Source organism: Microbacterium sp. CIAB417 (assembly GCF_022788845.1).
In genome coordinates this window covers 764,685-784,854 of record NZ_JAHZUT010000002.1, presented here as the reverse complement: position 1 = coordinate 784,854, position 20,170 = coordinate 764,685, and the positions used below count along the sequence as shown (strand labels likewise).

Here is a 20,170-nt window from a genome sequence, read left to right as displayed (position 1 = left end):
TGCGGGGTGGATCAGCCGTTGAGGATGGATTCGATCTGCTCGTCGGCAGCGGCCGCGAGCGAGGCGACGTCGCCCCCACCGGCGATGTTGACGAACAGGTCCTGCATGATGCCCTGCGCCTCCACATCCGCCCAGTTCGGGGATGCCGGCGTGAGCTTGGCATTGGCCGCAGCCGAGGCGATGACGGAGGCGAGCTCGGGCGTGGCGGCGGCGACCTTGTCGCCCAGCGACGTCTTGGCGGGCACGAGGCCCGCCTCGGCCAGGATCGTCTGATACTCGTCGCTCAGCATGATCTCCAGCGCGGACTTCGCCAGCTCCGGGTTCTTCGACTTGGCGGCGATGCCGACGTTCGAACCGCCCGCGAACACCTGGGCGGCACCGCCCTTGGCGCCGGGCAGAGCGAACTCGCCGGTCGTCTCGGCGACCGCGGTCGCCTGCTTGTCCTCGTCGGCGACGATCGACCAGTAGGCCCAGCTCGGCGCGGAGTAGGTCGCCGCCTGCTGCGTGCGGAAGGGCACCCATCCCTCGGTCTCGTCGCCGTCCTTGGGCGCCAGAGACGCCTTCGTCATCAGCTCCTGCACCTGCTCGAGCCCGGCGATCGATTCGGGGCTGGACAGCTGGGCGTCCCAGCTGCCGTCATCGCTCTGGACGGCGACCTCGCCGCCGTTCTCCCAGATGAAGGGAAGCCCGTTGTACCAGTCCTTGCCGGGGAAGTACACGCCCGAGACGCCGGGGAGGGCCGCCGCGAGGGTCACGCCGTTCGACACGTACTCGTCGAGCGTCGTCGGCACCGAGACACCGGCCTGCGCGTACTGCGCCGTGTTGTAGAACACGACGCGGGAGCCCGAGTAGTAGGGGGCGGCGTAGAGCTCGCCGTCCCAGCTGCCGGCCTCGACGAATCCGGGCAGCAGGTCCGAGCCGCCCAGCTCCTCCTCGATGTCGCCCAGGCTCAGCAGCGCACCGCTCGAGGTGAACGCGGGGGCCTGCGTGTTACCCATCTCCACCACGTCGGGGCTGTCGTTGGACGACAGGCTCGTGGTGAGCTTGTCGACGAGCCCGGTCCACTGCTGCTCCTCGATGACCAGCGTGGATCCGGGATTCTGATCCTCGAACGTCTTCACGAGATAGTCGCGGGCATCCTGAGGGGTGTCGGTGCCGACGAGCCAGACTCGGATCTGGGCGCTGCCGCCGCTCGACGTGCCGCCCCCTGTCCCCGCGCATCCGGCAAGCGCAATCGCCGATGCGCCCATCAGGGCGACGGCTGGGAGGAACTTCTTCATGTGCTGTCCTCTGTTCTCGATGATGAGACCGTGAGCACCGGCGGCGCTCCCGGGAAGGTCCTGTCAGGAGACGCCGAGCGTCGCCGACAGGACCATGACGGCCGCACCGCGCAGGACGATGTCCTGGCCCTGCTCCGTCATCCGCACCCGGACGCCCTCGTGGAAGGGGGCGAGTGTCCGCGTGCGGAGGGCCTCGGCGGTGGCCTGCGCAAGCACACCGCCGAGGAGTTCAGGGGGGCCGGAGAGAACGATCTCCGACAGATCGAGGGCGCCGACGACCGGGGCGAGCGCGATACCGAGCCGCTCCCCCGCATCCCGAAGGACCGTGTCGCGCTCGCCGGGGGCGGCCGCATCCGCTCTGGCCGTCAACGCCGGCACGGACAGCCACGCCTCGAGGCAGCCGACCTTGCCGCACGCGCAGAGCGGGCCGCCGTCGGTACCGACGGTCACGTGACCGATCTCGCCCGCGGCGAAGCGGCTGCCGCGCATGGGCTGACCGCCGGCGAGCAGGCCCGACCCGACACCACTGCCGACCTTCACCAGCAGCACGTCGTCGCCGGAGCCGCCGAACGTGTACTCCGCCAGCACGGCGGCGTTCGCGTCGTTGGCGACGAGCACCTCGAGACCGAGCGCCTCGCTCAGCACTCCCTCGAGGTCGAAGCCAGCCCACCCCATGTTCGGCGCCGTGAGCACGATGCCGCGGTCGTCGATGACGCCGGGCGTGCCGACCCCGACGCCGAGCACGGGGGCCTTCGCGTCGGCCACGAGCCGCTCGGCGAGTGAGATGACAGCTGCCAGAACCTCGGATGCGGCGGCCGGATGCGGCGTCTCGGCGCGCGCGACGATGTCGCCGTCGAGAGTCAGGACGGCACCGATGAAGGCATCGCTGCCTGACAGATCGAGCCCGATGATGCGGTGACCGGCCCGGTCGACGTCGACGAGCATGGCCGGCTTGCCGGGGCGGCTGCCCTCACGCATCCCCTTCTCGACGACGAACCCGTCGCCGATCAGTTCGGCAACCAGGTCCGAGATCGTCACCCGGGTGAGTCCGGTCTCCCGCGACAGATCAGCGCGGCTCATCGCACCGCGGTGGAACAGCGTCTGCAGCACGAGCGAGCGGTTGTGTCCGCGTGCATGCTCGGGCAGGACCTTGACTCCCGTGCGCAACGCGCGTCCGGGGGCGAAGGCGCCGCCACGAGTGGTCGTGTGGGTGTGCGCGGACTCCGAGAGGGAAGCGCCGCGCTGCACTTCCGATGCAGTCATGTTTGTTAGTACACCTTACGAACAAACATGATGCAAGCATCCTGCGCGCTCGTCACACGACTGTTACACGGCGCCGTAATCGGAACGTTGTCGGAGATCGGAGTCTGACCACGCCTTTATCAGACTTGCTCGCGTACCCTGGGAAGACACAGCACACGATGCACGGGGGTGAGAGTGTGACGGATCTGGTAACCGGACCGCACGCACAGAACGACACGGCGGCGGACGCCACCGACGCCGGGTCCGGCGACGGCGCGACGCCCGTCTACGCGTGGGCGCCCGAAGAGCCCAAGCCTCGCAAGCGCCACCTCGGTCTCTGGATCGGCATCCCCTCGGGCGTCCTCGCGATCGCGGCCGTCACGGCGTCGCTCGTACTCATCGCTCCGGGCACCGCTGTCGCCGGCGTGCCGATCGGCGGCTTGACCGTCGGCGGTGCAGCCGACGCACTGTCCTCCCGCCTCGCCAGCGCGACGGTGGTGCTCGACACCCCCGACGGCGAGGTCACGGTCACCGGCGCCGCGCTCGGTGCGTCGATCGACGCACGCACGATCGCCGAGCAGGCCTTCGACGCACACCCCCTGTGGAACGTGACCCAGTGGAACTCCGAGCCGCTCGTGGCGGACGTGACGCTCGACCCGGCCGTCGCCACCGAGGCCCTTCGCGAGGTGGCCCCCGGTGCGTACACCGACCCCGCCGATGCGACGGTGACGTTCGACGCCGCGACCGCCACCTACGTGTCCTCGCCCGAGAAGGTCGGAGAGGGCATCGACCTCGAACAGGTGCGCACCGCCCTGTCCGAGGCGTTCTCCTCCGGCGGCGGTCGAGCCACGATCGAGGCCTCCATCGTTCCAGTGGATCCCGCCATCACGACCGCGGATGCCGAGGCCTCGGTCGCACGACTGAACGGCATCCTCGACACGATCGGCTTCTACGTCGGCGAGGAGCGCACCGTCCCTGTGGACCGCGCGCTCGCGGCATCGTGGCTGAAGCTCGGCACCGAGGACGGCAAGCTCACCCTCTCCGCCGATGCCGACGCCATCCAGCAGACGGTCGCCACGCTGGCTCCGCTCGTGAACCGCGCGCCCATCGACGCCACCGTCGTCACCAACGCCGCCGGCGACGTGCTCCGCGACCTCACGCCGGGCGCCGCGGGACGCACGCTCGGCGACACGTCCCAGGTGGCCGACGACTTCGCCGCTCAGCTCGCCGCCGGCGACGCGGTGTATCAGCTGCCGGTGACCGAGGCTCCGTTCGCCACGACGGCGCTTCACCGCTACTCCGACGTGAACCTCAGCACGCAGCGGGCGACCTTCTACGAGAACGGACAGGTCGTCAACAGCTGGCCGATCTCGTCCGGGCTCGGCGCGAACGCCACTCCGACGGGCGAGTTCACCGTGTTCGCGCACGTGCGGATGCAAGACATGGGCTGCACGCCCACGTCGACCTACTGCACCAAGGACGTCCCCTGGGTCACCTACTTCGCGCCGGACATCGGATTCCACGGCACCTACTGGCACAACAACTTCGGCAACCCGATGAGCCACGGCTGCATCAACATGCCGATCGACCAGGCGGCCTGGGCCTACGAGTTCCTCTCCAAGGGTTCCGAGGTCTCGGTCCACTACTGAGCCGCACGAAGAGGGGGCCGGATGCATCCGCATCCGGCCCCCTCTTCGTTGCGATGTCAGATCGCGTCGATGATGCGGTTCAGCGTCGCGGACGGACGCATGACCTCGGACACGAGGTCCGGGTTCGGGTGGTAGTAGCCGCCGATCTCGACGGGCTTGCCCTGTACAGCGAGCAGCTCGGCGACGATCGTCTCCTCGGCCGCCGCGAGCTCGGCAGCGATCGGCGCGAACGCGCTGGCCAGTTCCGCATCCGCCGACTGCGCAGCGAGCTCCTGCACCCAGTAGAGCGCGAGGTAGAAGTGGCTGCCGCGATTGTCGATCGTGCCCAGGGCGCGACCGGGCGACTTGTCGTTCTCGAGGAACGTGCCGGTCGCGGCATCCAGCGTGTCCGCAAGCACCTGCGCACGGACGTTGCCGGTGAAGGTCGCGAAGTGCTCGAAGGATGCGGCGAGCGCGAAGAACTCGCCGAGCGAATCCCAGCGGAGGTAGTCCTCGGCCAGCAGCTGCTGCACGTGCTTGGGCGCGGAGCCGCCGGCACCCGTCTCGAAGAGCCCGCCGCCGGCGAGCAGCGGAACGATCGAGAGCATCTTGGCGCTCGTGCCGACCTCGAGGATGGGGAACAGATCCGTCAGGTAGTCGCGCAGGACGTTGCCGGTCACCGAGATGGTGTCCTGACCCGCGCGCAGGCGCTCGAGCGAGAACAGCGTCGCCTCGGTCGGCGCGAGGATCTCGATCTGCAGGCCCTCGGTGTCGTGCTCGGCGAGATAGGTGCGCACCTTGGCGATGAGCTGCGCGTCGTGCGCGCGGCCCTCGTCGAGCCAGAACACGGCGGGAACGCCGGTGGCGCGAGCACGCGTCACGGCGAGCTTCACCCAGTCGCGCACGGCGATGTCCTTGGTCTGCGTCGCCCGCCAGATGTCGCCCGCCTCGACCGCGCTCTCGAGCACGACCTCACCCGCGGAGGTGACCACCTGGACGACACCGCCGGAAGCGATCTCGAACGTCTTGTCGTGGCTGCCGTACTCCTCGGCCGCCTGCGCCATGAGTCCCACGTTCGGGACGGTGCCGATCGTGGCAGGGTCGAGCGGGCCGTGGGCGATGACATCCTCGATCACGGCCTGGTACACCCCGGCATAGGACGAGTCGGGGATGACCGCGAGCGTGTCGTCCTCGCCGCCGTCGACGCCCCACAGCTTTCCGCCGTTGCGGATGAGCGCCGGCATGGACGCGTCGACGATCACGTCGGAGGGCACGTGCAGGTTCGTGATGCCCTTGTCGGAGTTGACGTACGACAGGCGCGGACCCGAGGCGATCGCCTGCTCGAACGCCGCGGCGATCTCGTCGCCCTTCTCGAGCCCCGAGAGTCCGGAGAGGATCGCGCCGAGACCGTCGTTGGGGGTGAGTCCGGCGGCGGCGAGCTGGTCGCCGTAGCGCGCGAAGACATCGGCGAAGAACGCCTTGACGACGTGGCCGAAGATGATCGGGTCGCTGACCTTCATCATCGTCGCCTTGAGGTGTACGGAGTACAGCACGTCGTCGGCCTTGGCTGTCGCCAGCGTCTCGGCGAGGAATGCGTCCAGCGCCGCGGCCGACAGGAACGTCGCATCCACGATTTCACCCGGAAGCACCTTGAGGCCGGACTTCAGCACGGTCTCGGTGCCCGCCGCATCCACGTGACGGATGGTGAGGGTGTCGTCATCGGGCGAGACCCAGGAGATCTCGTTCGAGCGGAAGTCGTCGTGTCCGAGGGTCGCGACGCGGGTCTTCGAGCCCTCGGCGAACGCCTTGTTGCGGTGCGGATGCTTACGCGCGTAGCTCTTGACCGCGCCGGGAGCACGACGGTCGCTGTTGCCCTCGCGGAGCACCGGGTTCACCGCGGAACCCTTGATCTTGTCGTAGCGCGCGCGGACGCTCTCCTCCTCGACGCCGTTCGGCTCGTCGGGGTAGTTCGGGATGTCGTAGCCCTGCGCCTGCAGTTCGGCGATCGCTGCCTTCAGCTGCGGGATCGATGCCGAGATGTTCGGCAGCTTGATGATGTTCGCCTCCGGCAGGGTCGCGAGCGCGCCGAGTTCGGCCAGCGCATCGCCGACGAGCTGCTCGGGGGTGAGCTGCTGCGGGAAGGCTGCGAGGATGCGGCCGGCGAGCGAGATGTCGCGCGTCGCGATCTCGACCCCCGCCTGGCCGGCGACGGCACGGACGATGGGAAGGAAGGATGCGGTGGCGAGTGCAGGAGCCTCGTCGGTGTGCGTGTAGATGATCGTGGAATCAGGCACGGATTTGTCTCTCCATAGAGGCGTCGAGGGTCAGCCGCCAGCCTATCGCACCCGGTCCGGTTATCTCGATGTCGAGATATCTTCCCGGCCCGATGACCCGGCTCCCGCCGCATCCGGGCCTCGGAGTTCACACGGCCCGCATCCCTCCCCGCGGGCGGGCGGCAGGCGTTAGCCTGTGACCATGACCGAACTGCGCCTCGAAGAGCTGTCGGCCGCGACGATCGTCGCCGTGAACAACATGTCCCTCAAACCCGGGCAGGAACAGTTCCTCGCCCCCGTGAGCTACGGGGTCGCGGCGACCGTGATCGACCCGCGCACCAGCTGGCAGCGCGTCGTGCTCGCGGGCGACGACGTCGTCGGGTTCGTGAGCGCCAACTTCGACGAGCACGAGACGCAGGAATGGTTCCGCTCGGTCCTCTGGCGCATCAACGTCGACGCCGACGACCAGGGCCAGGGCATCGGCCGCTTCGCCATCGAGGGGCTCACGAACGAGGCGCGCGAGCGAGGGATGGACCACGTCGACGTCATCTACGAGGCAGGCGAGGGCGGTCCCGAGGCGTTCTTCCGCCGCGTGGGCTTTGAACCCGTCGGCGAGACCGAGTTCGGCGAGGTCGTCGCCCGCATCGCGCTCTGAGGGCCGCGGCCGCCGCTGTGCGCGGCGGCCGCCGGACACGGGTCGGCACTGCGCGCGTGGTGGCTGCGGGCGGTGCACGCGCGTCGGAGATCTGAACGGACGTCGGGGCTTTCGGCCGGAATCCTCCGACGCGAGGGCGAATCTCCGACCGGAAGCCCGGACCGCCCTTCCCTCCCCCGTGGCCGCGTCCCCGCGTGTCGCGCACTTCCTGTGCGGAACCCGCCCGCGCTGCGACGCACGCCGCGGATGCTGGCGGGATGACTCTCGAAGACTGGTTGAGGTCACAGGGCGGCCTGGCTCATCGAGCGCTGGCCGCTGACGCCGGGTACGGCGCCCGGCAGGTGCGTGCGCATGCCGCGGCCGGCCGCATCCGGATTCTGCGCCGCGCGTGGATCGCGACGGATGCTGCGCCCGCCGATCTCGCGGCCGCCGCCGCGGCGGGTGGGCGGGTGGCATGCGTGTCCGCCGCGCGCCATCGGGGATGGTGGCTGCCCCCGCTGGTCGACCCCGCCCTGCACCTGCATCTGCCGCCGCACGGGCGTTCCGGAGACGTCCCCGCCGGAACCATCGCGCACTGGAGCGTGCCCATCGCCCCCGCAGGCCGCTTCGCCCTCGTCGAGTCCGCCGAGGATGCGCTGCGCCATGTGGCGGCGTGCCTCTCCCCGGAGGCCGCGCGCATCGTATGGGAGTCGGCCGTCCGGGCGGAGGGGTTGTCGGTCGAGGCGCTGCGACTCGTGCGATGGCGCTCGCCCGCCGCATCCGCCCTCGCGCGCGAGGTGACGGGACTGTCGGACTTCGGGTTGGAGACCGTCTTCGTCGTCCGGCTGGGCCCCTGGGGACTGTCGATCCGGCAGCAGGCGGTGATCGCCGGGCATCGGGTGGACGTGCTGATCGGCGACCGGCTCGTCATCCAGCTCGACGGATTCGCCCATCATCAGAGCGCCGCCCAGCGAGGCCGCGACATCGCCCACGATGCCGAGCTGCGGCTGCGCGGGTACACCGTTCTGCGCTTCGGCTACGCCCAGGTCGTCTACGACTGGCCGGCCGTGGAGCGCACGGTCGCCCGCGCCGTCGCCGCCGGTCTGCACCTCGCCCGCTGAGCGCACGTGCGTCGGAGAATCACCCCGATGTCGGAGGATGCGGGGCGGATCCTCCGACATTCACGCGAATCTCCGACGCGCGATGACGGACGCGGCGGGATGCGGCCGGCGGCGGATCGCCGCACCGCCACACCGAGGAGCGGGTGTTCACGACGCTCTCCTACTTCGACGGCGTCAACATGGCGCGCCGCTCACACGCGCCCGCACTGTTCTCCACCGCGCTGCACGATCAGACATGCCCGCCCTCCACGGTCGTCGCCGCCCGCAACCACTACGCGGGCGAGGCCGACATCGAGGTCTATCCCCACAACCAGCACGAGGGCGGTCTCATGTACCAGTGGCTGGTGCAGGCGGAGTTCCTCGCCGCACGCGTGTGAGTTCGGGATGCGGCGGGGCGCCGCATCCCGAACCGTCACACGAGTGAGTCGCGCCAGGCGGCATGCAGCCGCGCGAACGTGCCGGAGCCGCCGATGAGCGCCTCGGGCGCGTCGTCCTCGACGATGCGCCCGTGCTCCATGACGAGCACGCGGTCCGCGATGGCGACCGTGGAGAGGCGGTGCGCGATGATGATGGCGGTGCGATCGGCGAGGAGCGTTCCCAGAGCCGACTGGATCTGGCGTTCGCTCGGGATGTCGAGCGAGGCCGTCGCCTCGTCGAGGATCAGCACCGCCGGGTTCGCGAGGAACGCGCGCGCGAACGAGATCAGCTGACGCTGTCCCGCCGACACACGCCCGCCGCGCTTGTTCACGTCGGTGTCGTAGCCGTCGGGGAGCGCCTCGATGAACGCGTGCGCACCGACGGCCATGGCCGCATCCCGCACCTCGTCGAGGGTCGCATCGGGCTTGCCGAGCGCGATGTTGTCGGCGACGGTGCCGCTGAACAGGTACGCCTCCTGCGTGACCATCACGATCGCGCGGCGCAGGTCCGCCGAGCCGAGCGTCCGCAGGTCCACACCGTCGAGCGTCACGGAGCCGCTGGTCGGGTCGTAGAAGCGGGAGACCAGCTTCGCCAACGTCGACTTGCCCGCCCCCGTCGTGCCGACCAGGGCGATCGTCTGCCCCGCGGGTACGTCGAGCGAGAAGTCGGGCAGCACCACGCGCCCGTCGCCGTAGCCGAACGCCACATCGTCGAAGCGGATCGCGCCGCGCGGCTGCGCCAGTGCCACCGGATGCGCGGGCTCGGGAACCGTGGGCTCCTCCTCCAGCACGCCCGATACCTTCTCGAGCGCCGCCGCGGCCGACTGGTAGGAGTTCAGGAACATCGCCACCTCCTGCAGCGGCGAGAAGAAGTTGCGCACGTACAGCACGGCCGCCAGCAGCACACCGATCTCCAGCGCTCCGCCGGCGACGCGGATGCCGCCCAGGAGCAGGATCGCGCCGAGACTGAGCGTCGAGATCGCCATCAGTCCGGGTTCGAACGTGCCGAACAGCCGGATGGAGCGCATGTTGACGTCGCGGTACTGCTCGCTCAGCTCACCGAACTCCGCGTCGCCGCGCTTCTCCTTGCGGAACGCCTTGACCGCGCGGATGCCGGTCATGGTCTCCACGAAGTGCACGATGACCTTCGCGCTGATCACGCGCGACTCGCGATAGACCATCTGCGAGCGGCGGTAGAACCAGCGCATGAGCAGTGCGAGCGGGATGCCCATGACGATGAGCACGACGCCGCTCTGCCAGTCCAGCAGCAGCAGCGCGATGAGCGTGAAGGCACCGAACAGCACGCCCGAGACGAGTTCGTTGAGCCCGCCGTCGAGCAGTTCCCGGATCGTGTCGAGGTCGCTCGTCTGGCGCGAGATGATCCGCCCAGACGTGTACGACTCGTGGAACTCCAGGCTGAGCCGCTGCGTGTGGCGGAAGATGCGAGTGCGAAGGTCGAGCATGACCGCCTGCGTGAGCCGCGCAGCGACGACGGCGTACCACCCGATGAGGGCTGCTCCAAGCAGCCCGGACGCGAGATAGACGGCCACCACGCCGATCGTGGGCAGCCAGTCCATCTCGTTCACCACCGCCGGCAGCGCGTTGTCGATGCCGAACGCGATCAGCGCCGGTCCCACGACCCGCAGCGCCGTCGAGACCACGAGTACGACGGCCGCGAGCACGAGCTTCGCGCGCAGCGGGCGGATGAGGGAGCCGAGCAGGCGCATCGAGCGACGCCGGATCTCGCGGCTCTCCGCGCGCGTGTAGTCGGAGCGATCCTCGCCGCTGGTTCCCGTGACGGTACTCATCGCGCCTCCTCCTTCTCCTGCTCGTCCAGACTCGAGATCACGTGCCGGTAATGCGCCGAGGAGCGCATCAGCTCGCTGTGCGTACCGACGGCGGTGACGCGACCCTCCTCCAGAAGCGCGACGCGATCCGCGAGGGCCACGGTCGAGGGCCGGTGGGCGACGATGAGGGCGGTCGTGTCCGCGAGCACCCGGCGCAGCCCCTCTTCCACGCGCGCTTCGGTGTCGACGTCGAGCGCCGACAGCGGGTCGTCGAGCACGAGCACCGATGGCCGCGCCGCGACCGCCCGCGCGAGCGCGAGACGCTGCCGCTGCCCTCCCGACAGGCTCAACCCCTCCTCACCGATGACGGTGTCGACGCCGGCGGGCAGTCGTTCCACGAACTCCGCTTGGGCGACGTCGAGGGCTTCACGCAACACGCGCTCACCCTGCGGCGAGGCCGCATCCAAGTCGTCCCGGCCGAGCAGAACGTTCTCCCGCACGGACGAGGAGAAGAGTGTCGCCTCCTCGAACGCCATCGAGATGTGGGTGCGCAGTTCGTTCAGGGTGAGGTCCCTCACATCGACGCCGTCGAGCGTCACGCGCCCGCCGGTCACGTCGTACAGACGCGTCGGCAGGGTGGTCAGCGTGGTCTTGCCCGAGCCGGTGAGCCCGACGAGCGCCATCGTCTCCCCCGGCTCCAGGGCGAGGTCGATGCCGTCGAGCAGGTCGCGCTGCGCCTCCGGGGCATCCTGGTATCGGAAGTGCACGTTCTCGAAGACGAGTCGCCCCCGCGGGCTCTCGAGCGAGACCGGCTTGTCCGGGTCGTCGATCGTGACCTCTTCGTCGAACACCTCGAACACGCGGTCGGTGGCGGTGCGCGCATCCAGGAGGAAGGAGAAGAGGAAGCCGATCGACTCCATGGGCCAGCGCAGCACCGTCGCCATCGCGAAGAACGCGAAGAGCTGAGCCACAGAGAGCTGGCCGAGCTGAGCGAGCACGATCCCGGCCGCCAGACACAGCGCGAAGGCGATCTCGGGCAGCAGCACGAGCCAGAACCAGATCAGCCCGATGGCCGTGGCCTTTCGCAGCTCCGTCTGGCGCAGCGTCTCGGCCTGACGCGCGAACTTCGCCAGCGCGTGGGATCCCCGACCGAACGCCTTCAGCACGCGGATGCCGTGCACGCTCTCCTCGACGGCGGTGGCGAGATCGCCGGCCTGGTCCTGGCTCTGGCGGGCGAGCACCCCGTACTGCTTCTCGAAGCGATATCCGGCGTACCAGAGAGGCGCGGAGCACAGCAGGAAGATCGTGCCGAGCGCCCAGTGCCACTGGAACAGCAGCACCGAGCCGAGCGCGATCGTCAGCACGTTGACGACGAGGAGGATCACGCCGAAGGCGAGCCAGCGGCGGATGAGGCTGATGTCCTGCATCATGCGGCTGAGCAGCTGACCCGACTGCCACCGGTCGTGGAAGGCAACCGGGAGCCGTTGCAGCCGCGCGGCGAAGCCGGTGCGCAGGGCGTACTCGACCTTGGTCGACGGCGCGAGCACGAACCACCGCCGACCCCAGACGAGGGCGGCTTCGGCGAGCCCGAGCCCGATGACGGCGAGCGTGCCCCAGAGGATCTGCGTCGGGTCCGCGGAGGCGATCGGACCCGCGACCACGGCCTCGAGCACGAGCGGGATCATCAGGGCGACGACGCTGGCAGCGAGCGCGCTGACGGCGCCGAGCACCAGCGGGCGCAGCACGGGACGCACGAACGGCAGAAGCCTCGCGAGGGCGCGAAACGTAGACGGTTCGGTGGACGAGCGAGAGGGTGTGGAACTCATGATCCTCGAGGAGAGCGTGCGACGGCGAGGCCGCAGAAGGGTGAGCTCGCAACGCAGAGGTGCGATGGCTCGGAGAGGGAGAAGGCCGCTCGCAGGCGGCAGGCGGCAGCTACGCGAAGCGCGCGGGCACCGCGAGGACGGCGGGGTGTTCCGCAATGGCGAATGCCTGAGTCATATCGTCCTCCTCGAGTGCACGGATGCCGCGGCGAGCGCTCGCGACAGCCCTCCAGCCTATGCTGTGTGCTCGCTGAGTTCAACGACCAATTCCACGCGGGCATTCCCGCGCGCGCGGATCAGGCGGCTTCGCGGGCGAGCAGGCTGCGCTTGACCTCGATGCCCCACGCGAAGCCGCCCATCGCGCCGCCCGTGCGCAGCACGCGATGGCACGGCACGAACAGTGCCGGTGCGTTACGCGCGCAGACGGATGCGGCGGCGCGCACCGCACGAGGGCTTCCCAGCGCCGCGGCGAACTCCGCATACGTGAGGGGCTGCCCCGGCTCGATGCGCCGCAGCATCCGCCAGCCGGCGAGCTGTCCCGCCGTGCCCGTCTGGTGCACCTCGACCTCGTCGATGGCCCGCACGTCTCCGCTGTAGTAGGCGGCGACCGCATCCAGGGCATCGACGGCACCCTCGATGATCTCGGTGGGCCGGTCCGCCGCGCGCAGGCGCGCGACGATCACCTCGTGGTCGTCGCTCCAGCCGGAGGCGAGCACGCGCTGCCGATCATCGACGAGCGCCGTGAAGGCTCCGTCGGGGGTGGTGATGGTGGCGATGTGCGCGGTCATGCGATGCGGCTTTCGTTCGGGAGCTGGGTGGGACGGGTGATCGGCGCGGGAACGGCGGCGACGGCGGCCCAGAGGTGCGCGGTCAGGTAGCTGCGCCAGGGCGCGGCGCGCACAGCCCACGCCGTCAGGGCGCGTGGCTCGGCGGGGAGTCCGAGCCGGGCGGCGCCGGTGCGCACGGCGACGTCGCCGGGAAGGAACACGTCGGGGTCGCCCGTCACCCGCATCCGCACGTAGTCCGCGGTCCACGGGCCAATCCCGGGCATCGCGAGCAGGGCCGCACGCTGCTCGTGCGGGTCGCCGCCGGCGTCGAGGATGAGCGAGCCGTCGGCAAGCGCCGCGGCGGCGCCGACGATGGCCCGGATGCGGGCGGCCGGCCCGCGCAGCACCTCGGCGCCGTGCTCCGCGATCGCCGCCATCGTCGGGAAGAGCAGGTCGGTGCCTTCGTGGGCGGGCACCCGCTCCCCCAGGTGCTGCGCGAGAGCGGCGAGGGCCGTGCGCGCCGCGGCCACCGTGATCTGCTGGCCGACCATCGCGCGGATGAGCATCTCGTGCGGGTCGGCGGCGCCGGGGACGCGGATGCCGGGAAGAGCGCTCACCCGGGCGGCGAGCTCGGGGTGGGCTGCGAGCGCCTGATCGACGGCGAGGGGGTCCGCATCCAGATCGAACAGTCGACGAACGCGCGTGACCAGCTGCGGCAGGTCGGCGAGCTGCGAGAGGCGGGCGCGCAGGCGCAGTGCGTCGCCGTCGCGGCGCACCTCGAACCACGCGGAGCCGCCGGCAAGACGCAGGGTGCGCGCGAAGGTGGTCGCCGTGAAGGACTCCACTCCCGGGAGCGCGCGGGCCGCCATCCACGCGAAGATGCCGCCGTCGTCGATGGGTCGCCGGTGCGCGAGGAGGAGGTCGATCTCGCCGGGAGCCGCACGGTTCTCGGTTCTCCGGCGCGCGCGCAGTGCGAGCGGCGTCATCCCGAACACCTCGCGGATGGTGTCGTTGAATTGCCGCACGCTCGCGAAACCGGCGGAGAAGGCGACGTCCGCGACGGGGAGGTCCGTGCCGACGAGGAGCATTCGCGCCGTGTGGGCACGGTGGGCGCGGGCGAGTGCGAGGGGCGACGCGCCGAGCTCGGCGGTGAGGATGCGGCCGAGCTGCCGGGTCGAGTAGCCGAGCCGGTGGGCGAGCCCCGGCACACCCTCGCGCTCGATGACGCCGTCGGCGATGAGCCTCATGGCGCGCCCGGCGACGTCGCCGCGAAGGTCCCATTCGGGCGACCCCGGCGCGGCCTCGGGCAGACAGCGCTTGCAGGCGCGGTAGCCCGCCTCGTGGGCGGCGGCGCTCGTGGGGTAGAACGTGACATTCTCCGGGCGCGGCGTGCGGGCGGGGCAGCTGGGACGACAGTAGATGCCGGTGGTGTGCACCGCGGTGACGAACTGACCGTCGAAGCGCGCGTCCCTGGCGTCGATCGCGCGGTAGCGCTCGTCGAAGGTCATCGCGGGGGTGGGCACGTCCCCAGCCTGTCACGCCTCCCCGACACCGGCTCGCGGTTTTCGGACACCACAGCGCCGGCCCCCGCCGCCTGCCCCCGAGGTGGTGTGCCCCTTGCCCGAGTTGGTGCGCTCCTGCCCGAGGTGGTGTGCCCCTTGCCCGAGTTGCGTCGCATATGCGCAACTGCGACAGGTTCCCGCATCCGCGACAGGAATAGCCTGTCGCATCCGCGCAAAGGTGTAGCGGATGCGGCGCGCCGCCGCCCACGCTCCGTCGGGTGCGGCGAACCGCCGCGATCCGGGAGACCGACGTGCGGGGACGAGCAAGACGGTGGGAGCCTAGCCGGGCTACACAAGTGCGCAGATGCGCCAGTCATTTCCTGGCGCACCTGCGCAAAAGTGGCGCACCTGCGCATATGCGACGCAACTCGGGCACCGGCCGACGCGGCACGGGCGCCGGACTCCCCGCCGGTGCAGCACACGCACCGAGGCCGGGAACGCAAGCGGCGGCCCCGGGGAGGATGTGACGGAGTAGCGTCACAGCATGAGCGAGCAGACCTACGACCTCATCGTCATCGGCGCCGGCCCCGTGGGCGAGAACGTCGCCGACCGTGCCGTGCAAGGCGGACTGTCCGCCGTGATCGTCGAGAGCGAGCTCGTGGGCGGTGAGTGCTCGTACTGGGCGTGCATGCCCTCGAAGGGACTGCTGCGCGCGGGGGCGGTGCTGCGCGAGGCCCGCGACGTCGACGGCGCGAAGCAGGCCGTGTCGGGCGCCCTCGACGTCGCCGGGGTCCTCCGCCGACGCGACACGCTCACTCACGACTGGAACGACTCCTCGCAGGTCGAGTGGCTCTCGAGCGCCGGCATCGACCTCGTGCGCGGCCACGGCCGCCTCGTCGGTGTCAAGCAGGTCGAGGTGACGGATGCGGACGGCAACACCACACGTCTGACCGCCCGTCACGCCGTCGCGGTCTGCACCGGCACCGCGGCCCTTCTCCCCGAGACCCCGGGCCTTGCCGACATCGCGCCCTGGACGAGCCGCGAGGCGACCAGTGCCCAGGAGATCCCCGCATCCCTCGCCATCATCGGGGGCGGCGTGGTCGCCGCGGAGATGGCCACTGCCTACGCGGACCTCGGCGCCGAGGTCACCCTCGTCGTTCGAGGTGCACTGCTGGCCGCGAACGAACCCTTCGCGGGCGAGCTCGTCGGCCGTGCCCTCGAGGAGCGGGGCGTGCGCATCCTCCGCCACACCAACGTCGTGTCGGCACAGCGCGTCGGCGACGAGAAGGAGCTCGAGCTGTCCGACGGGACCCGCATCCGCGCCGCCGAGGTGCTGGTCGCGACCGGGCGGGTGCCCCGCACCGAGGATCTCGGACTGGATGCGGTGGGACTGGTTCCGGGCGAGTGGCTCGCCGTCGACGACACCATGCTCGTGACGGGGACCGACTGGCTGTACGGGGTCGGCGACGTCAATCATCGGGCCCTGCTCACGCACCAGGGCAAGTACCAGGCGCGCGCCGCGGGCGACGTCATCGCCGCGCGCGCGACCGGCAGCGCCGTCGACGACGCCCCCTGGGGAACGCATGTCGCGACGGCCGACCACGAGGCCGTTCCGCAGGTCACCTTCACCGATCCCGAGGTGGCGTCGATCGGATTCACGGAGGCCTCTGCGAAGGCCGCGGGGCGCCGCATCCGGGTGCTCGACTACGACCTCTCGTGGATCGCCGGCGCTGCCACCCGCGCCGATGACTACCGGGGTCAGGCACGCGCGATCGTCGACGAGGATGCGGGCACGATCATCGGCGCGACGTTCGTCGGCGAGGATGTGGCCGAGCTGCTCCACTCGGCGACGATCGCCGTCGTGGGCCAGGTGCCGATCGCCCGCCTCTGGCACGCCGTGCCGTCGTATCCGACGCTCAGCGAGGTGTGGCTGCGACTGCTCGAGGCGTACGGCCGCCCGAGCGCCTGAGCTTCCTCCCGCGGGAGAACAACCGCCCCGCAGGACGATCCGATCGGAATCGTCCTGCGGGGCGGCGATGTCCTGCGACAGCGTCGGGACTCAGTGGTAGAAGTGGCGCTCGCCCGTGAAGAACATGGTCACGCCGCGCTCGCGCGCAAGCGCGATCGTCTCGTCATCGCGCACGGATCCGCCCGGCTGCACGATGGCGGACACGCCCGCATCCAGCAGAACCTGCGGTCCGTCCGAGAACGGGAAGAAGGCGTCGGACGCGGCGACGGAGCCGACCGCGCGGTCTCCCGCGCGCTCGACGGCGAGGCGGCACGAGTCGACGCGGTTGACCTGACCCATGCCGATGCCGACGGTGGCGGAGTTCTTCGCCAGCACGATGGCGTTGGACTTGACCGCGCGACATGCCTTCCACGCGAAGATGAGGTTCGTCATCTCCTCGCCGGCGGGGCGCTCGCCCGCGACGAGCTCCCAGTCGGTCGCGACCGACTCGATGTCGTCGGGGAAGCGGTCGGCGTCCTGCAGCAGCAGACCTCCCGAGACGAGCCGCACGTCCGTGCGCTCCTGCTGCCAGTCGGCCGGCAGCTGCAGCACGCGCAGGTTCTTCTTCAGACGGAACAGCCCCAGCGCCTCCGGCTCGAAGCCCGGGGCGACGATCACCTCGGTGAAGATGTCGCGCAGGTTCTCCGCCATCTTCAGCGTGACCGTGCGGTTCGCGGCGATCACCCCGCCGAAGGCCGAGACGGGATCGCACTCGTGCGCCCGCAGGTGCGCGCTGGCGATCTCGTCGAGCGCGTTGGGCGCCGACACGGCGATGCCGCACGGGTTTGCGTGCTTGATGATCGCCACCGCGGGCTTGACCATGTCGAAGGCGGCGCGCAGTGCCGCATCCGCATCGACGTAGTTGTTGTACGACATCTCCTTGCCCTGCAGCTGCAGCGCCTGCGCGATGCCGTGCCCGCCAGTGCGGGTGTAGATGGCCGCGCGCTGATGGGAGTTCTCGCCATAGCGCAGCGTCGCGAGCCGCTCGGCCTTGATCGTCAGGTGCGCGGGCAACTGCTCGCCCTCCGCGAGGGTCTCATCGGCGAACCACGTCGCCACCGCGCGGTCGTAGTTCGCGGTGTGGGCGAAGGCGCGCGCCGCGAGCTCCTTGCGCTGCGCGAGCGAGGTGCCGCCGGCGGCGATCGCCTCGATGATCGCCGGGTAGGACTCGGGCGAGACGACGATCGCGACGTTGGCGTAGTTCTTCGCCGACGCGCGCACCATCGCGGGGCCGCCGATGTCGATCTGCTCGACCACGGCGTCACCGGATGCACCGGATGCCACCGTCTCGACGAACGGGTAGAGGTTGACGACAACGAGCTCGAAGGGCGAGATGCCGAGATCGGTCAGCTGCTCCTCGTGGTGCGCGAGGCGGAGGTCTGCGAGAAGGCCCGCGTGCACGCCCGGGTGGAGGGTCTTCACGCGCCCGTCGAGCGATTCGGGGAATCCGGTCACGCTCGACACGTCGACGACGTCGTACCCGGCGTCGCGGATGGTCTGCGCGGTCGAGCCCGTCGAGACGATCTCGACGCCGGCGGCGACGAGCGCTTCGGCCAGACGCAGCAGGTCGGTCTTGTCGCTGACCGAGACGAGCGCGCGGCGCACGGGGACGACGTCGCGGTCGCGGTAGAGGGACGGATCGTGGCTGGGCCCGGCCATGGGACTCCTCGGGGTGGGGCGGTTGCGGTGGGTCAGACGGCGGATGCGGTGAGATCGAGCTCGCCGATCGCGATGCGGCGGACGACGTCGATGAGCAGACGTCGTTCGACGGGCTTGATGCGTTCGTGGAGCGCGGACTCGTCGTCGCCGGGGCGCACCTCGATGCGTTCCTGGGCGAGGATCGGGCCCGTGTCGACGCCGTCGTCGACGACGATCACGCTCGCGCCGGTCTCCGTGGCGCCCGCCGCGATCGCGTCGCGCACGGCATGGGCACCGGGGAACTCCGGCAGGTAGGCGGGGTGGGTGTTGATCAGGCGCGGACTCCACGCAGCGACGACCGCGGGCGGCAGCAGGCGCATCAGACCCGAGAGGACGACGAGATCGGGCTGCCAGACACGCAACTGCTGATCGAGCTCCTCCCCCCAGGCCTCGCGCCGGTCAGCGCCCTGCCAGGGGATGACGAAGCTCGGGATGCCGAACTCCTCGGCGTGGGCGAGGCCGGAGGCTTCGCGGTCGGCGCCCACCACGATCACTCGAGCGGGGAAATCGGCTTCCGCCGCGGCCTCGAGCAGGGCTCGGAGATTCGAGCCGGTGCCGGAGATGAGAACGGCGACCGTGAGCACCCGCACAGTCTAGTCGCGCGCCGCATCCGCCCGCTCGGCGCCGTCATCCGCGCCTCCGTGCACGCCCGTCAGGCGCGCGATCGCACCCGCGCCTCCCTCGGAATCCACGTCGCCGCGTCGACGCGGCGAGAGCAGCAGGATCGCCGCGCCGAGTCCCACTTCGACGCCCACGGCCACTCCCACCGCGAGAGCGTCCGGGCCGACAGCGGACAGCCGCCCGGGCCCCATGCTGCCGCTGGCCAGGATCGCCATGAGGGCGGCGGCGAGGGCAGCGAGAGCGGCGATCGACAGCGTCAAGGTCACGAGGATGCCGGTGCTCTCCGCATCCGCGGTCGAACCGCGCGGGTTCAGGCGCGATCGGGTGGCCCATCCCGCGACGACGCCCACCGCGATCGGGAGCAGAGCGAACAGCAGGTACCAGCTGCTCGCCCCCTCCGGCAGCACGCCCAGGATGGGTACGCCCGGCAGCACGCCGAGCTGCGTGCCCGCGGGCGAGACCACGCTGCCCGCGCCGAGGCCGACGCCGGGTCCCGCGACGAAGGACAGCGCCCAGACGAGCAGAGTCGGCAGGTACAGCAGCTGGGCGAGCGCGAGGACGGCGGCGCCGCCCGCGTCCAGGTTGCCCGCCTGAGAGAGCGCGACGATGTTCGGAGCGCGCACGACGAGGGCGACGCCGAGAACGGCGGCGCCCACGGCGACCAGCCCCGTCACGGCGATCGCCCCGCCGCGCACGGCGAGCTCCGGCACCTCGGGCCAGGCGCCCCGGGAGCGATCGAGCCGAGCCCGCAGGGCGTCGACGGGCCCGTCATCGCCGTCGGTCCACGCGCGGTGAAGGGCGCCCGCGATCACGCCTGCGGCGTAGTAGGCGGCGGGATAGCAGATGGCGCGCCACAGGTCGGTGCCCGCCAGCGGCGCCTGCGAGGTGAGGGCGATGCCGGCGGCGAGGGCGGCGAACACGAGCGTTCCGGTGAGCGCGCCGCTCCACGGCGCCCCGGCACGCCCGGCGCGGGCGCCGGAGCGGCCGCCGAACAGCAGCGTGAACGCGGCGAAGGCCAGCGGGGCGAGCGAGAGCGTGAAGCTCGCGAGGGAGGGATCGATGCCCAGCTCGGCGACGTAGATGTCGGGGAGCGTGATCGCGACGGGAACCGAGTGGCCGAACTGCCAGATGGTCGCGGCGCTCTGCCAGATCGCGGAGAGATCCCCAGAGCCGAACGCGACGAACCAGAAGACCATCAGCGGGGCGCCCGCGACGGCGAGGCCGACGGCCGCCGCCACGAGGGCGTCGAGGGCGGAGAGGAGAAGGACGAGGACGCGTTGCATGGCCCCCCGACCCTACCCAGCGGACCTTTGCACGGCCGTCCCCCACGCCGCCGCGATCTGCCACGGCTGTTCCGCGTCGCGCAGCGG

Annotated in this window: 14 protein-coding genes and 1 pseudogene; 5 read left to right on the top strand and 10 right to left on the bottom strand. The window is 70.8% G+C overall.

The genetic code is table 11. The annotated features are described in order from the left end of the window. Positions 1-11: 11 nt before the first annotated feature. Both KYX17_RS10325 and KYX17_RS10320 read right to left on the bottom strand, forming a co-directional pair. On the bottom strand, positions 12-1,280 hold the full coding sequence (locus KYX17_RS10325) for an extracellular solute-binding protein (RefSeq protein WP_243226899.1): 1,269 nt from the start codon (positions 1,278-1,280) through the stop codon (positions 12-14). A 63-nt stretch (positions 1,281-1,343) separates the two neighbouring features. After that, complete coding sequence (locus KYX17_RS10320; protein WP_243226898.1) at positions 1,344-2,543, bottom strand: ROK family transcriptional regulator; 1,200 nt, start codon at positions 2,541-2,543, stop codon at positions 1,344-1,346. A 176-nt stretch (positions 2,544-2,719) separates the two neighbouring features. Between KYX17_RS10320 and KYX17_RS10315 the strand changes: the two genes are divergently transcribed. After that, a complete protein-coding gene (locus tag KYX17_RS10315) occupies positions 2,720-4,171 on the top strand; it encodes a L,D-transpeptidase family protein (protein ID WP_243226897.1) in 1,452 nt (483 codons plus the stop codon). 56 nt (positions 4,172-4,227) lie between these two features. Here the strand turns inward: KYX17_RS10315 and KYX17_RS10310 are convergent, their stop codons facing one another. Continuing rightward, on the bottom strand, positions 4,228-6,444 hold the full coding sequence (locus KYX17_RS10310) for an NADP-dependent isocitrate dehydrogenase (RefSeq protein ID WP_243226896.1): 2,217 nt from the start codon (positions 6,442-6,444) through the stop codon (positions 4,228-4,230). Positions 6,445-6,625: 181 nt separating this feature from the next. On the opposite strand from KYX17_RS10310, the gene KYX17_RS10305 reads away from it, so the two are divergent. The 3 genes and pseudogenes from KYX17_RS10305 to KYX17_RS10295 all read left to right on the top strand — a co-directional run. Continuing rightward, positions 6,626-7,078, top strand: coding sequence for an N-acetyltransferase (locus KYX17_RS10305; RefSeq protein WP_243226895.1), 453 nt, complete (start codon positions 6,626-6,628; stop codon positions 7,076-7,078). Positions 7,079-7,335: 257 nt separating this feature from the next. Then, the gene (locus KYX17_RS10300; protein ID WP_243226894.1) at positions 7,336-8,178 is read left to right on the top strand and encodes an endonuclease domain-containing protein; all 843 of its coding nucleotides are present in this window, start codon (positions 7,336-7,338) and stop codon (positions 8,176-8,178) included. Between the two features lie 131 nt (positions 8,179-8,309). After that, positions 8,310-8,555 (top strand): annotated as a pseudogene (locus KYX17_RS10295) (acetylxylan esterase); the annotation flags it as partial. Positions 8,556-8,590: 35 nt separating this feature from the next. On the opposite strand, the gene KYX17_RS10290 reads toward KYX17_RS10295, so the two are convergent. The 4 genes from KYX17_RS10290 to KYX17_RS10275 form a co-directional block, all read right to left on the bottom strand. Continuing rightward, positions 8,591-10,402, bottom strand: a complete 1,812-nt coding sequence (locus tag KYX17_RS10290) for an ABC transporter ATP-binding protein (RefSeq protein WP_243226893.1) — start codon at positions 10,400-10,402, stop codon at positions 8,591-8,593. Next, positions 10,399-12,207: an ABC transporter ATP-binding protein gene (locus KYX17_RS10285; RefSeq protein WP_243226892.1), complete on the bottom strand. Its 1,809-nt coding sequence runs from the start codon at positions 12,205-12,207 to the stop codon at positions 10,399-10,401. Before KYX17_RS10285 ends, KYX17_RS10290 begins: the two co-directional genes overlap by 4 nt. A gap of 293 nt (positions 12,208-12,500) precedes the next feature. Beyond that, on the bottom strand, positions 12,501-12,992 hold the full coding sequence (locus KYX17_RS10280) for a methylated-DNA--[protein]-cysteine S-methyltransferase (RefSeq protein WP_243226891.1): 492 nt from the start codon (positions 12,990-12,992) through the stop codon (positions 12,501-12,503). Further along, positions 12,989-14,479 carry an AlkA N-terminal domain-containing protein gene (locus tag KYX17_RS10275; RefSeq protein WP_243227291.1) on the bottom strand — a complete coding sequence of 497 codons (1,491 nt, stop codon included), beginning with the start codon at positions 14,477-14,479 and terminating at the stop codon, positions 12,989-12,991. The genes KYX17_RS10280 and KYX17_RS10275 overlap by 4 nt, the downstream gene beginning before the upstream one ends. 538 nt (positions 14,480-15,017) lie before the next feature. Here KYX17_RS10275 and KYX17_RS10270 point away from each other — a divergent pair. Continuing rightward, positions 15,018-16,442, top strand: a complete 1,425-nt coding sequence (locus tag KYX17_RS10270; protein ID WP_243226890.1) for an NAD(P)/FAD-dependent oxidoreductase — start codon at positions 15,018-15,020, stop codon at positions 16,440-16,442. 90 nt (positions 16,443-16,532) lie between these two features. Here KYX17_RS10270 and purH read toward each other — a convergent pair whose 3' ends face one another. From purH to KYX17_RS10255, 3 genes are read right to left on the bottom strand one after another with little or no spacing between them, the layout of a single operon-like run. Next, the gene (purH, locus tag KYX17_RS10265) at positions 16,533-18,140 is read right to left on the bottom strand and encodes a bifunctional phosphoribosylaminoimidazolecarboxamide formyltransferase/IMP cyclohydrolase (RefSeq protein ID WP_243226889.1); all 1,608 of its coding nucleotides are present in this window, start codon (positions 18,138-18,140) and stop codon (positions 16,533-16,535) included. Positions 18,141-18,172: 32 nt separating this feature from the next. Further along, complete coding sequence (gene purN, locus KYX17_RS10260; protein ID WP_243226888.1) at positions 18,173-18,763, bottom strand: phosphoribosylglycinamide formyltransferase; 591 nt, start codon at positions 18,761-18,763, stop codon at positions 18,173-18,175. A gap of 9 nt (positions 18,764-18,772) precedes the next feature. After that, positions 18,773-20,083 (bottom strand): DUF6350 family protein, encoded by a 1,311-nt coding sequence (locus KYX17_RS10255; protein ID WP_243226887.1) that lies wholly within the window; start codon positions 20,081-20,083, stop codon positions 18,773-18,775. Positions 20,084-20,170 lie beyond the last annotated feature (87 nt).

Excerpts from the sequence above, each read along its gene's own strand:
- KYX17_RS10325 (WP_243226899.1), bottom strand. The coding sequence starts at position 1,280 with ATGAAGAAGTTCCTCCCAGCCGTCGCCCTGATGGGCGCATCGGCGATT.
- KYX17_RS10320 (WP_243226898.1), bottom strand. The coding sequence starts at position 2,543 with ATGACTGCATCGGAAGTGCAGCGCGGCGCTTCCCTCTCGGAGTCCGCG.
- KYX17_RS10305 (WP_243226895.1), top strand. The coding sequence starts at position 6,626 with ATGACCGAACTGCGCCTCGAAGAGCTGTCGGCCGCGACGATCGTCGCC.
- KYX17_RS10300 (WP_243226894.1), top strand. The coding sequence starts at position 7,336 with ATGACTCTCGAAGACTGGTTGAGGTCACAGGGCGGCCTGGCTCATCGA.
- KYX17_RS10290 (WP_243226893.1), bottom strand. The coding sequence starts at position 10,402 with ATGAGTACCGTCACGGGAACCAGCGGCGAGGATCGCTCCGACTACACG.
- KYX17_RS10285 (WP_243226892.1), bottom strand. The coding sequence starts at position 12,207 with ATGAGTTCCACACCCTCTCGCTCGTCCACCGAACCGTCTACGTTTCGC.
- KYX17_RS10280 (WP_243226891.1), bottom strand. The coding sequence starts at position 12,992 with ATGACCGCGCACATCGCCACCATCACCACCCCCGACGGAGCCTTCACG.
- KYX17_RS10275 (WP_243227291.1), bottom strand. The coding sequence starts at position 14,479 with ATGACCTTCGACGAGCGCTACCGCGCGATCGACGCCAGGGACGCGCGC.
- KYX17_RS10270 (WP_243226890.1), top strand. The coding sequence starts at position 15,018 with ATGAGCGAGCAGACCTACGACCTCATCGTCATCGGCGCCGGCCCCGTG.
- purH (WP_243226889.1), bottom strand. The coding sequence starts at position 18,140 with ATGGCCGGGCCCAGCCACGATCCGTCCCTCTACCGCGACCGCGACGTC.
- KYX17_RS10255 (WP_243226887.1), bottom strand. The coding sequence starts at position 20,083 with ATGCAACGCGTCCTCGTCCTTCTCCTCTCCGCCCTCGACGCCCTCGTG.